Source organism: Bacillus sp. FJAT-27445, assembly GCF_001510665.1.
Taxonomy (GTDB): Bacteria; Bacillota; Bacilli; order Bacillales; family Cytobacillaceae; genus Bacillus_D.
The window spans coordinates 1-13,129 of sequence record NZ_LMTI01000003.1 but is presented as its reverse complement, the minus strand read 5'-3'; the positions used below and the strand labels follow the sequence as shown (position 1 = coordinate 13,129).

Sequence of the window (13,129 nt, the reverse complement as noted above, 5' to 3'; positions counted from 1 at the left end):
AGGAGAGATTTTTTCCTGTTGCTAGATGAGCCAATCGGACCTTTAGGGGCAGTTGGCTCTAAAATGATTAACTTGGATTCCATCGACTTGCCTATTAGAGCCTTACTGCCCTTTATGGTGGGATAAAGCGAATCTTATGTCAGTGGGTTTTTTCCACTGACTTAGTCCCGTTCTACTGCTGCTAGAATCCTGCTTCTCAGGATTAAGCAGCAGTACGAACCCGATTGGTTCAACTATGTCGCTGGAAACCAGCTCCAAGTTTCACTTTAACTCTCCAATCGGACCATTAGGGGTAGTTGGCTCCATAGATAACCTCTGATTCCACTGACTTATCCTATTAAGAGCCTTACTGCCCTTTATGGTGGGATAAAGCGAATCTTGCAACTGGAGAGATTTTTCCTCCTGTTGCTAGATGAGCCAATCGGACCATTAGGGGCAGTTGGCTCCATAGATAACCTCTGATTCCACTGACTTACCTATTAAGAGCCTTACTGTCCTTTATGGTGGGACAAAGCGAAACCTTTGTCGGGGTAGTTTTTAACAAAAAAAATCCCGCCTCCGTAATGGATGGCAGGATTCAGATAGTGAATGTTTAGTTTTAGTGCCGAACCGGCGAAATAACGATGTGCCTATGAGGCTCAGTTCCATCGGAATACGTCTTTATCCGGCCATTTTCGGAAAGTGCGGTATGAATCACTTTCCTCTCATAGGAAGGCATTGGTTCCAACGTTACCGTTTTGCCAGTTTTCATAGCTTTTTGTGCAAGGCGCTGAGCCAATTGTATCAGCGTCTCGTTGCGGCGGTTCCGGTAATCTTCAGCATCAAGGATGACTGTAAGATATTGTTCGGAAAAACGATTGATTACGAGCTGAGTCAAGTATTGAAGCGAGTTAAGAGTTTGTCCCCTTTTCCCTATCAATAGGGCAATTTTTTCTCCACTGAGGACAAAGGTTACATGCTTCCCTTCCCTGGTCGCCTCTATTTCGATAGGAGCCCCCATCTGTGCGCTGACCTGGGTAATGAATTTCTTCGCTTCCTCGATCGGGTCAATTTTGACCGTTACCTTTACAACAGCAGGCCTTGATCCAAAAAGGCCGAAAATGCCTTTTTTCCCTTGATCAACAATCTCTACTTCTGTGCGGTCTTTAGTTGTGTTCAACTGAGCTAGTGCTGATTGGACTGCTTCATCTACGGTTTGACCGCTAGCAGTTATCTGTTTCACTTTTTTGCTCCCCCCGCGCCGCCGGTGGCTGAAGCCTTCTTCAGGTCCGGCCCTTTAATGAAATAAGTTTGGACAATCATGAACAGGTTCCCTACTACCCAGTACAAGGAAAGGGCTGCTGGGAAATTGATTGCAAAGACAAGGATCATGATTGGCATCATGTAAAGCATCATCTGCATTTGCGGATTGCCTTCCGTTCCGGCCATCATCATTTTTTGTTGGATGAAAGTCGTTATACCCGCAACGATTGGCAAAATATAATACGGATCCTTATCCCCCAAATCGAACCAAAGGAAATTATGTTCCTTAATTTCCGCAGTCCTTGAAATGGCATGATAAAACCCAATCAGGATCGGCATCTGAACCAGGATAGGGAAACACCCCGCCAATGGGTTGACTCCATGCTTTTGGAAAAGAGCCATAGTTTCCTGCTGGAGCTTCTGCTGTGTTTTTTGGTCCTTCGAGCTGTATTTCTCGCGCAAAGCTTTCATTTCAGGCTGAAGCGCCTGCATCGCTTTTGAGCTTCTTGTCTGTTTGATCATCAACGGCAGGATTGCCAAGCGGATCAAAATGGTAACAACAATGATCGAAAGGCCGAAGCTGCCCCATAAAATATGCGCTCCTTCAGTAATGAGCCAGGAGAGCGGGTAGACAATGTACTCATTCCAAAAACCTTTGCTGCTCGCATCAATTGGCTGGTTTATCTGAGTACAGCCTGTCATTAGGAGAACCAATAAAAACATTCCGATATACACAATTTTTCGCTTACTCAATCGAAATTTCCTCCTTAAGCGGATGGGTATCTATTTTTCATCAAGGGTCCCAACAATTTAAGGGACACGCTATCTGAATCATTCTATCATTTTTTATAAGCAAGTGCTTTCAAAATCTAAGGAATAAGGAAAAAATCTGATCAACACTGCTCAATTTAGACAGGAAAGTTCCTCTTTAACACTTTTGCAAGCTTCAAGACATGGGCAAGGCTCTTTTTCACCTCAAGAAATTCCATTTCCGAAGCAGGCTTTCTGGCAATGATTACATAGTCAATGCCCTCAGCTAGCCCATCCTTCATTTCAAAAATGGATTGCCTTATGTATCGCTTGATCCGGTTTCGGACCACGGCATTTCCGACTTTTTTGCTTACCGATAAGCCGATCCGGAATGAAGGCTGCTCTTCTTTTTTCAAAATGTAGACTATAAACTGCCGATTTGCAGTCGAGCGCCCCTTTTTAAAGGCTTCTTGGAACTCTTTATTTTTTTTTATCCTGAATTCTTTTTTCATGACTTCACCTTCAATCTGCGCCACTGGTGGCTGCCACCTCTTAAAGTCATCCTATCCGTTGCCGCCGCCTGTTATTCTGGACAGCGGCAGCGGAAATTAAAAGGCCGATTATTAAAAAATACAACTCATTTAAGAGTCTGAGAGTGGTTTTGGGTGAGCACGAAGAGAAAATCGACTTCGTTTTCAATAGAAAAAAGACCACTGAGACGGTCAGTGGCCTAAGCTGATAATACTTTTCTTCCTTTTTGGCGGCGGCGCGCAAGAACCCTGCGTCCTGTCGCTGAGCTCATACGGCTGCGGAAACCGTGAACTTTACTATGCTTTCTTTTCTTTGGCTGGTATGTCCTTTTCATCGTGTAACACCTCCCTGAGGAATTGCTTATATGGACAGTCTAGCTTGCATTCAATTTACGCTTGGTAAAGACAGTCTTAATTATTATAGAGATGCACCAGGGATGTTGTCAACTACTGTTTCTGATTTCATGCTTCTTCCAGCCGCCAAGGCTGTTCGATCGTTTCTGTATCTTTTTTCGAAATTGTCCTGCTCCTTTGTAAAAAATATTATCAAATTATCCCCTGTGGATAATTTCCGACATTTTTTTTACTTTCTCCCTTGCTTATTGACAAGTTTTTCACATACCCTAGTATTGTGGATAAATGAAACCTGGATAAAAGCGGTTCTTGTGGATAATTATTTAAACCCATTGCGCCGCTTACTTTTATTTGTTATTATAGTTGTGTTTTCACTTCTAATAAATCAATGTGGACAATTTAGATGTCCACAGGTTGTGGATAAGATGTGGACAGGTTATTCCACACCGTTGTAAAAACTTGTCCACAAGCCGTGGATATTGTCGAAACCTCTTATTCTTTCCTTATAATATGTTTTTCCACAAATCCATCACCTTGAATATTTATTCAATCGAGTTATACAGCTTGTATAACCTGCTCAAATATTCAACAAACATACAAGAAGGCGTACAATTCAGAGAGTTTTAGACTAAAAGAGGGAGGGAAACTAGTTGGAAAATATTGCGGACCTTTGGAATGCGGCCTTGGCTACAATCGAAACCAAGATTAGCAAGCCCAGCTTCGATACATGGCTTAAATCAACAAAGGCGCATTCACTGCAGGGAAATACCCTTGTTGTTACTGCTCCGAATGAATTCGCCAGGGACTGGCTTGAAGAACGGTATGCCCAATTGATATCAGGAATCCTTTATGATATTACCGGTGAAGAACTGGAAGTTAAATTTATTATTCCTCAAGTGAAAAACGGTGAGGAGCATGAACTTTCCACTCCGAAAAAAAGGCTAAAAAGGGATGAAGAAAACAATGATATTCCTCAAACTATGCTGAACCCGAAGTATACGTTTGATACGTTTGTCATTGGATCGGGAAACCGTTTCGCCCATGCCGCTTCACTTGCAGTTGCGGAAGCGCCGGCAAAAGCCTATAACCCCCTTTTCATCTATGGAGGGGTCGGCCTTGGAAAGACACACTTGATGCATGCAATCGGGCACTATGTACTTGAACATAATCCATCTGCAAAAGTGGTTTATCTTTCTTCCGAGAAATTCACAAATGAATTCATTAATTCAATCCGTGATAACAAGGCAATTGAATTCAGGAATAAATATCGAAAAGTTGACGTCCTACTTATTGATGATATTCAATTTCTTGCTGGAAAAGAATCAACGCAGGAAGAGTTTTTCCATACATTCAATACCCTGCATGAGGAAAGCAAACAAATCATCATTTCGAGTGACCGGCCGCCGAAGGAGATTCCGACACTCGAGGATCGGCTTCGTTCCAGATTCGAATGGGGCTTGATTACTGACATCACCCCACCTGACCTTGAGACGCGGATCGCCATCCTCCGCAAAAAGGCTAAAGCGGAAGGCCTTGACATTCCAAATGAAGTAATGCTGTATATTGCCAACCAAATCGACTCGAATATTAGGGAACTCGAAGGTGCCCTCATCCGGGTTGTCGCCTACTCCTCCTTAATAAATAAGGATATTAACGCTGATCTTGCCGCTGAGGCATTGAAGGATATTATTCCTAGCTCGAAGCCGAAAATCGTCACGATTCTTGATATCCAAAAAGCTGTCGGCCAGCAATTCAACATCAAGCTGGAGGATTTCAAAGCTAGAAAGCGGACTAGAACCGTCGCATTCCCTCGCCAGGTAGCAATGTACCTGTCACGTGAACTTACCGATTTCTCCCTTCCGAAAATTGGTGAAGAATTCGGAGGCAGGGACCATACGACGGTAATCCATGCCCACGAAAAGATTTCCAAGCTGCTCACTTCTGATCCCCAGCTCCAAAAGCAAGTCAAAGAGCTGAATGAGATGTTGAAAGTTTAGCCTTTTTGTTGATAACTCCGTAGAGGTTGCACACAGTCTGTCCACATGTGGATAGACTGTCTTTCCTTTTAATAATGGAGTTATCCACAAACCCACAGGCCCTACTAGTACTTCTACTGTTTTTTAAAGAACTTATTAATATATTATCTTTGTAAAAAAATATGCATGAATCGGGGGAATAAAGATGAAATTCAGTATCCAGCGCGACTATCTTGTCCAAAGCGTAAATGATGTTATGAAAGCAGTAACGTCAAGAACAACCATTCCAATCTTGACTGGCATAAAAATTGTAGCGAGTACAGAAGGAGTAACTTTGACAGGAAGCGATTCCGACATTTCGATTGAATCGTTTATCCCAAAAGAAGAGAACGGCGATGAAATTGTTGAAATCAAACAAACAGGGGCGATTGTCCTTCAGGCGAAATTTTTCAGTGAAATCGTCAAAAAACTTCCTACCGATACAGTAGAGATTGAAGTTCAAAACCATTTGCAAACAGTCATCAGGTCAGGGAAATCTGAATTTAACCTGAATGGCCTGGATGCGGAAGAATATCCGCACCTGCCGCAGGTGGAAGAAAACAGCAAGTTCCGAATTCCAGCAGATTTGCTGAAAGCGATGATCAGGCAAACCGTATTTGCAGTGTCCGTGTCAGAAACACGCCCTATCTTGACAGGTGTAAACTGGAAGGCTGAAAATAATGAACTGATCTGTATTGCAACAGATTCACACCGCCTTGCATTGCGAAAGGCAAAAGTCGAAACTGAGAACAATGAGTCCTATAATGTTGTCATACCGGGAAAAAGCTTGAACGAACTGAGCAAAATCATTGCTGATACAAGTGAGCCTATTGATATCGTCATTACCGATAACCAGGTATTGTTCAAAGCAAAGAACCTGCTCTTCTTCTCAAGGCTTCTTGAAGGAAATTACCCTGATACATCAAGGCTCATTCCGCAAGAAAGCAAAACGGATGTTGTCGTCCATACAAAGGATTTCCTCCATGCGATTGACAGAGCATCGCTGCTTGCAAAAGAAGGACGAAACAACGTTGTCAAATTCTCAACCCTGGGAGATGGAATTGTGGAAGTTTCCTCCAATACCCCGGAAATCGGTAAAGTTGTGGAGGAAATCCAAAGCCAGGCTGTTGAAGGTGAAGAATTAAAAATATCCTTTAGTGCAAAATATATGATGGATGCGTTAAAAGCACTTGAAGGCACCGATATAAAAGTTAGTTTTACAGGAGCTATGAGACCGTTCGTCATCCGTCCGCTTCATGATGAATCGACACTCCAGCTGATTCTGCCAGTAAGAACATACTAATTTTCAATAGCACGACTTGAAAGCTGCCAGGGGACTGGCAGCTTTCTTTTCTAAAAAATGATCTATGAAAGAGAGAAATCAACAAATTACTGTGGATTTTGGTAATTAAAGGCCATAAACGGTTGGAAAAGTGTTATTTCTCTGTAATCTTTGTATCTTGCCGGTTTTTTTAGTAAAATAAAGTATTAGATACTTTAAATTGTAAATGTAAATTTTGCCGTTTCAGCTTATTTGAAAAAGATATAGCTATTTTCTTTTAGAAAAGAGTGAGGTACATGCCAGTAGAGATAAAAATCGATACCGACTACATCACGCTGGGCCAGTTTCTAAAGCTTGCTGAGGTAATTCAGACTGGCGGAATGGCCAAATGGTTCCTTGGGGAGCATGAAGTATTTATCAACGGAGAACAGGACCAAAGAAGAGGAAGAAAACTCAGGGCTGGAGACAAAGTATCGATTCCCGAATTTGGTGAATTTACCCTTGAACAGGCTTAAGGGATGTTGTTATGTATATTGAGAAGCTGGCTTTAAAAAAATATCGGAATTATGAGAGCCTTGAAATTGATTTTGAGAACAAGGTAAATGTGATCCTGGGGGAAAACGCCCAGGGAAAAACAAATCTCATGGAATCTATCTATGTTCTGGCAATGGCAAAGTCGCACCGGACCTCGAATGATAAAGATCTTATTCGCTGGGATTCGGATTATGCTAAAATAGAAGGGCGGATCAAACGGAAACATGGCTCCGTCCCAATGCAGCTCGTCATCTCGAAAAAAGGCAAAAAAGCCTGGTGCAACCATATCGAGCAGCAGAGGCTAAGTCAGTATGTAGGAAATATGAATGTTGTCATGTTCGCTCCTGAAGACCTGAACCTTGTAAAAGGCAGCCCCCAGGTCAGGCGGCGTTTCATAGATATGGAGATTGGACAAGTTTCGCCTGTCTATTTGCACGGTGTCAGCCAATATTTAAAAATACTGCAGCAGCGCAACCATTATTTAAAAATGCTGCAAATCAAAAAAACCAGTGACGAAACAATGCTGGACATCCTCACTGAACAATTTATCCAGGCTGCGGTCAGGATTACCGCGAAACGCTTTGAATTCCTTAGGATTCTGGAGAAATGGGCCCAGCCCCTCCACAAAGGAATTTCAAGAGGAATAGAAACACTGGAAATACACTACTCCCCTTCTGTGAATGTATTAGAAAGCCAGGATTTGTCGAAAATGATAGGGGTATTTGAAGATAAATTCACAAAGGTGAAATCAAGGGAAATCGAACGGGGGACAACTCTTTTCGGCCCTCACCGCGATGATGTCCTTTTCCACGTCAACGGGCGTGATGTCCAGACATTCGGCTCACAGGGCCAGCAGCGGACAACAGCTTTATCCGTGAAACTGGCTGAAATTGAATTGATTAATTCCGAAATTGGCGAATATCCAATCCTGCTTTTGGATGATGTACTGTCCGAGCTTGACGAGCATCGGCAGTCACATCTTCTTAATACAATCCTCGGGAAGGTCCAAACATTTGTGACGACAACGAGCGTGGAGGGAATTGATCACCAGACAATCAAGGAAGCTTCGACCTTCATAGTCAGTTCAGGAGAGATTATACGCAGGAATTGAGGCGGTTGAATGTACATCCATATTGGGGAAGACCATATGATTAGGGCTAGGGATATTATTGCCATTATCGATAAGGAAAGTGCTGGTATTTCAAATTTGGCTGAATCCGCCCAGGTGACCAATTTGTCGAAGGGCCCTTTTAAGTCAGTTGTGGTTACTGGAAAAGAAGTCTATCTTTCCCCTCTCGCCTCAAGCACATTAAAAAAACGTTCAGCCCGAACGGGCATTCATGACTTTTAACATGGACTTTATATAAATTAGTAAGGCAAATGCAATGAAAGAGCAGGTGAGCGGTTTGGCAATGGATCAAGAAATGATGAAGGAACAATCATACGATGCCAGTCAAATCCAGGTTCTTGAAGGCCTGGAGGCTGTAAGGAAGCGGCCGGGAATGTACATCGGCTCGACAGCCAGCAGGGGGTTGCACCATCTTGTCTGGGAAATTGTCGATAATAGCATAGATGAAGCGCTGGCCGGCTATTGTGATAAAATTCAGGTCAATATTGAAGAGGATAACAGCATAACCGTCATTGATAATGGACGGGGCATTCCTGTAGGGATCCAGGAAAAAATGGGAAGGCCTGCGGTTGAGGTCATCCTGACAGTGTTGCATGCAGGAGGCAAATTTGGCGGAGGCGGCTATAAGGTTTCTGGCGGCCTGCACGGTGTCGGTGCTTCGGTTGTTAACGCGCTGTCGACTTTCCTTGAGGTTTTTGTCCACAGAGACGGCAAGATACATTATCAAAAATATGAACGCGGAGTTCCGGCTGCCGATCTAAAGGTGATTGGCGAAACTGACATAACCGGTACTACCATCCACTTCAAGCCTGATCCAGAAATCTTCACGGAAACGCTTGAATATGAATACGACGTACTTGCGAACAGGCTTCGGGAGTTGGCCTTCCTTAATCGGGGACTCAGCATCTCCATTGAAGACAAACGCGTTGAAAATAAGTCGAATGAGTACCATTACGAGGGCGGAATCAAATCATATGTTGAGCACTTGAACCGCACAAAGGAAGTAATCCATGATGAGCCGATCTATATGGAGGGAGGCCGTGATGGCATTACGGTAGAGGTTGCCTTGCAATACAATGATGGTTATACAGGAAACCTTTATTCTTTTGCAAATAACATTAACACCCACGAAGGCGGTACCCACGAATTCGGCTTCAAAACCGCGTTGACCAGGGTTATCAACGATTATGCCCGCAGGAGTGGAATTTTCAAGGAAGCTGATTCGAATCTGTCTGGTGAAGACGTTCGTGAAGGATTGACTGCCATTGTTTCCATTAAGCATCCCGATCCGCAATTCGAAGGCCAGACAAAAACTAAGCTTGGGAATTCAGAAGTGCGGACAGTAACAGATGCGGTCTTTGCGGACCAATTTGAAAAATTCATGTTGGAAAACCCTATTGTTGCCAGGAAAATTGTTGAGAAAGGGTTAATGGCGGCCCGTGCAAGGCTTGCTGCCAAAAAAGCCCGTGAATTGACCCGCCGGAAGAGTGCGCTGGAGGTTTCGAGCCTTCCGGGCAAGCTTGCCGACTGTTCATCGAAAGATCCTTCCGAAAGTGAAATCTATATTGTTGAGGGTGACTCCGCTGGAGGATCCGCCAAACAGGGGCGAGATCGCCATTTTCAGGCAATTCTCCCGCTTCGAGGAAAGATTTTGAACGTTGAGAAAGCCAGGCTTGATAAGATTCTGTCCAACAATGAAGTCAGGGCTATTATTACGGCAGTAGGAACAGGGATTGGCGAAGACTTTGATATTAGCAGGGCCCGCTACCACAAAATTGTCATTATGACGGATGCCGATGTTGACGGTGCCCATATCCGAACTTTATTATTGACGTTCTTTTACCGTTATATGCGCCAGATCATTGAGGCCGGCTATATTTATATTGCCCAGCCTCCGCTTTATAAAATCCAGCAGGGCAAACGTATAGAATACGCATACAACGATAAGCAAATGGATGAAATCATGGGCGAGCTTCCCGCCACGCCAAGACCGAACATCCAGCGATATAAAGGGCTTGGGGAAATGAATCCGGGGCAGCTCTGGGAAACCACGATGAATCCGGATACAAGGACCCTTCTCCAAGTAAATCTAAGCGATGCAATTGAGGCAGATGAGACATTTGAAATTCTGATGGGCGACAAGGTTGAGCCCCGCAGAAACTTCATTGAGGAAAACGCCATTTATGTAAAAAACCTGGATATATAAGCTTTTTGCAAATGAAAAGATCAATCTGAAAGCCAGGATAGAGGAATCTATCCTGCTTTTGTAATTAATTTAGGGCACCCTGGCGCAGAACATGTATTAGGCCAGTCCCTAATGGAGGTAATCTGATGGCTGATTATGAAAACCCCCGAATAAGGGAAATAAATATTAGCCAGGAAATGAAATCTTCCTTCCTGGACTATGCAATGAGTGTTATTGTTTCACGTGCCCTTCCTGATGTCCGGGACGGCCTGAAGCCGGTACATAGACGTATCCTTTATGCAATGCATGACCTCGGGATGCACTCTGATAAACCATATAAGAAATCTGCGCGTATTGTTGGGGATGTTATTGGTAAATACCACCCCCACGGGGATTCAGCCGTTTATGAAACAATGGTTCGGATGGCCCAGGACTTCAACTTTCGCTATATGCTCGTTGATGGACACGGAAACTTCGGATCAGTAGATGGTGATGCGGCTGCGGCCATGCGTTACACGGAATCAAGAATGTCGAAAATCTCGATGGAACTCTTAAGGGACATCAACAAGGACACAATTGATTATCAGGACAACTACGATGGCGAAGAAAGAGAGCCTGTTGTCCTTCCAGCCCGATTCCCGAACCTACTTGTAAACGGTACAACTGGGATTGCCGTTGGAATGGCGACAAATATCCCTCCCCACCAGCTTGGTGAGGTCATTGATGGGGTTTTGGCGATCAGCAAGGATCCGGATATTTCAATCCCTGAGTTGATGGAGATAATTCCAGGCCCTGATTTTCCAACTGGCGGGATCATCATTGGCCGGAGTGGGATTCGCAAGGCATACGAAAGTGGCCGCGGATCCATCACCCTTAGGGCAAAAGTCGAAATTGAACAACTGAAAAATGGCAAAGAAGTAATCATTGTAAAAGAATTGCCTTACCAAGTAAACAAGGCAAGGCTGATTGAAAAAATTGCCGAGCTTGTACGAGATAAAAGGATTGACGGCATAACGGATCTCCGTGATGAATCTGACCGTAATGGTATGCGGATATACATTGAGGTAAGAAAAGACGCGAATGCGAATGTCCTTTTGAACAATTTATACAAGCAGACTGCCCTTCAGACAACCTTTGGGATAAATACACTTGCTTTGGTAGATGGGCAGCCAAAGGTATTAAACCTGAAGCAATGCCTGAATTACTATTTAAGCCACCAACAAGTGGTTATTCGACGCAGGACAGAGTTTGAGCTTCGTAAAGCAGAAGCAAGAGCCCATATCCTCGAAGGCTTGCGGATCGCCCTTGATAATCTTGACGCGGTCATTTCGCTTATCCGCTCCTCCAGGACAACCGATATTGCCAGGGATGGGTTGATGTCCACTTTCAACCTATCTGATAAGCAGGCCCAAGCTATTCTCGATATGAGGCTGCAGCGCCTTACCGGACTTGAAAGAGAAAAGATAGAAGAAGAATTCCAAAGCTTAATGGCGTTAATCGGAGAACTGAAAGCAATCCTTGCCGATGAAGAAAAAATACTTGAAATCATCCGCGAAGAGCTGCTTGAGATTAAAGAGCGATTTAACGATAACAGACGTACTGAGATAGTGGCTGGCGGAATTGAAAACATTGAGGATGAAGATTTAATTCCCCGCGAAACTGTTGTTCTTACACTTACCCATAATGGCTACATTAAACGCCTTCCAGTTTCTACTTACCGTGCGCAAAAACGCGGTGGGCGCGGAATCCAGGGAATGGGCACAAATGAAGATGATTTCGTTGAGCAGCTGATTACAACGTCAACCCATGATACGATTCTATTCTTTACGAACAAAGGAAAGGTCTATCGAGCCAAAGGGTATGAAATTCCTGAATTCAGCCGTACGGCCAAAGGACTCCCGATCATTAACCTTCTAGGCATTGAAAAGGGAGAATGGATCAATGCGATAATCCCGGTCGACGAATTTGTTGATGACTGGTTCCTATTCTTTACGACCAAAGAAGGTATCTCTAAACGTTCACCGCTTACTTCATTTGCGCATATCCGAAACAACGGGCTTATCGCACTGAACCTTCGTGAAGGAGATGAATTGATTTCTGTCCGGATGACAGACGGCAGCAAGCAAATCGTCATAGCTACGAAAAAAGGAATGCAGATTCGGTTCGCGGAAACAGATGTCAGGACAATGGGAAGAACAGCTACCGGCGTGAAAGGCATAACACTTGATAAGGAAGATGAAGTTATTGGGATGGAAGTGCTTGAAGAAGATACGGATGTCCTGGTAGTGACAACCAAAGGTTATGGAAAGCGGACGGCCGCAGCTGAATACCGGATTCAAGGCCGAGGCGGTAAAGGGATCAAGACTGCCAATGTTACGGAACGGAACGGAGACCTCGTTTCAATGAAAACTGTTACGGGTGAAGAAGATTTGATGCTGATTACTACTGGCGGGGTACTTATCCGAATTCCGGTAGACAGCATTTCGAAAGTTGGCCGTAATACAATCGGTGTTAAGCTGATTAATATTAAGGAAAATGAAAGTGTTGCAACCGTAGCAAAAGTTGAGAGGGAAGAAGAAGAGGAAGAAATGGATGGGGAAGAGTCAGATTTCAGCGGCCCAATTGTTGAAGCCTCACATCCAGATGATACAATTGTTGTAACCGAAGTAGTTGAGATGGATGAACCTGTCGGGAATTCGGAATCTGCATCCGATGATGAAACTGACGAGGAATAAAATAAGTTCTAGATCAAACTGCTTTAAATGTACCGGAAAGCCTCTGCGAAGGCTTTCCGGTTTTTTATTTTGGTTTATTCAATACCACTGGTTCCTATTTTGTGATTAAGAACCTTTAGTGAGACACTTAGCAAGTGAGAATTATCAGAAATAACTTGCAGTTTTAAAAAGGATTGCCTGTTCGATTGGATGCTGATATAATCACAAAGGTCGGCTGGGATTGTTAACACAAACACGTTGAAAACTTTAAAAAAAGTGTTGACGGAGCCTAGTTGATATGTTATATTATTAAAGTCGCTGTTAGCGAACATTGCTCTTTGAAAACTAAACAAACAAGCGTCAACAAACAATATTATAGTGATCTTCGGATCAC

General features: G+C 43.7%; 12 protein-coding genes. 7 read left to right on the top strand and 5 right to left on the bottom strand.

What is annotated here, in order from left to right; genetic code table 11:
- Positions 1 to 598: 598 nt before the first annotated feature.
- The 4 genes from jag to rpmH form a co-directional block, all read right to left on the bottom strand.
- Entirely contained in the window at positions 599 to 1,222 is a 624-nt protein-coding gene (gene jag / locus AR337_RS08610) for an RNA-binding cell elongation regulator Jag/EloR (RefSeq protein ID WP_059171613.1), read from the bottom strand.
- Positions 1,219 to 1,995 carry a YidC family membrane integrase SpoIIIJ gene (spoIIIJ, locus tag AR337_RS08605; RefSeq protein ID WP_059171612.1) on the bottom strand — a complete coding sequence of 259 codons (777 nt, stop codon included), beginning with the start codon at positions 1,993 to 1,995 and terminating at the stop codon, positions 1,219 to 1,221. Before spoIIIJ ends, jag begins: the two co-directional genes overlap by 4 nt.
- Positions 1,996 to 2,150: 155 nt before the next feature.
- The gene (gene rnpA / locus AR337_RS08600; RefSeq protein ID WP_059172211.1) at positions 2,151 to 2,504 is read right to left on the bottom strand and encodes a ribonuclease P protein component; all 354 of its coding nucleotides are present in this window, start codon (positions 2,502 to 2,504) and stop codon (positions 2,151 to 2,153) included.
- A 218-nt stretch (positions 2,505 to 2,722) separates the two neighbouring features.
- Positions 2,723 to 2,857, bottom strand: coding sequence for a 50S ribosomal protein L34 (gene rpmH, locus AR337_RS08595; protein WP_059171611.1), 135 nt, complete (start codon positions 2,855 to 2,857; stop codon positions 2,723 to 2,725).
- Positions 2,858 to 3,526: 669 nt separating this feature from the next.
- Between rpmH and dnaA the strand changes: the two genes are divergently transcribed.
- The 7 genes from dnaA (at position 3,527) to gyrA (ending at position 12,756) form a co-directional block, all read left to right on the top strand.
- The gene (dnaA, locus tag AR337_RS08590) at positions 3,527 to 4,873 is read left to right on the top strand and encodes a chromosomal replication initiator protein DnaA (RefSeq protein ID WP_059171610.1); all 1,347 of its coding nucleotides are present in this window, start codon (positions 3,527 to 3,529) and stop codon (positions 4,871 to 4,873) included.
- Between the two features lie 184 nt (positions 4,874 to 5,057).
- Positions 5,058 to 6,194 carry a DNA polymerase III subunit beta gene (gene dnaN, locus AR337_RS08585; RefSeq protein WP_059171609.1) on the top strand — a complete coding sequence of 379 codons (1,137 nt, stop codon included), beginning with the start codon at positions 5,058 to 5,060 and terminating at the stop codon, positions 6,192 to 6,194.
- A gap of 275 nt (positions 6,195 to 6,469) precedes the next feature.
- Positions 6,470 to 6,688, top strand: coding sequence for a S4 domain-containing protein YaaA (gene yaaA, locus AR337_RS08580; RefSeq protein ID WP_059171608.1), 219 nt, complete (start codon positions 6,470 to 6,472; stop codon positions 6,686 to 6,688).
- 11 nt (positions 6,689 to 6,699) lie between these two features.
- The gene (gene recF, locus AR337_RS08575) at positions 6,700 to 7,818 is read left to right on the top strand and encodes a DNA replication/repair protein RecF (protein ID WP_059171607.1); all 1,119 of its coding nucleotides are present in this window, start codon (positions 6,700 to 6,702) and stop codon (positions 7,816 to 7,818) included.
- A gap of 9 nt (positions 7,819 to 7,827) precedes the next feature.
- Positions 7,828 to 8,058 carry an extracellular matrix regulator RemB gene (gene remB / locus AR337_RS08570; protein WP_059171606.1) on the top strand — a complete coding sequence of 77 codons (231 nt, stop codon included), beginning with the start codon at positions 7,828 to 7,830 and terminating at the stop codon, positions 8,056 to 8,058.
- 61 nt (positions 8,059 to 8,119) lie between these two features.
- Positions 8,120 to 10,042 carry a DNA topoisomerase (ATP-hydrolyzing) subunit B gene (gene gyrB, locus AR337_RS08565; protein WP_059172210.1) on the top strand — a complete coding sequence of 641 codons (1,923 nt, stop codon included), beginning with the start codon at positions 8,120 to 8,122 and terminating at the stop codon, positions 10,040 to 10,042.
- A 125-nt stretch (positions 10,043 to 10,167) separates the two neighbouring features.
- Positions 10,168 to 12,756, top strand: coding sequence for a DNA gyrase subunit A (gene gyrA, locus AR337_RS08560; protein WP_059171605.1), 2,589 nt, complete (start codon positions 10,168 to 10,170; stop codon positions 12,754 to 12,756).
- 74 nt (positions 12,757 to 12,830) lie between these two features.
- On the opposite strand, the gene AR337_RS23600 is transcribed toward gyrA, so the two are convergent.
- Positions 12,831 to 13,129: hypothetical protein (locus AR337_RS23600; RefSeq protein WP_216637368.1), on the bottom strand; the 299-nt coding region annotated here is incomplete at its 5' end.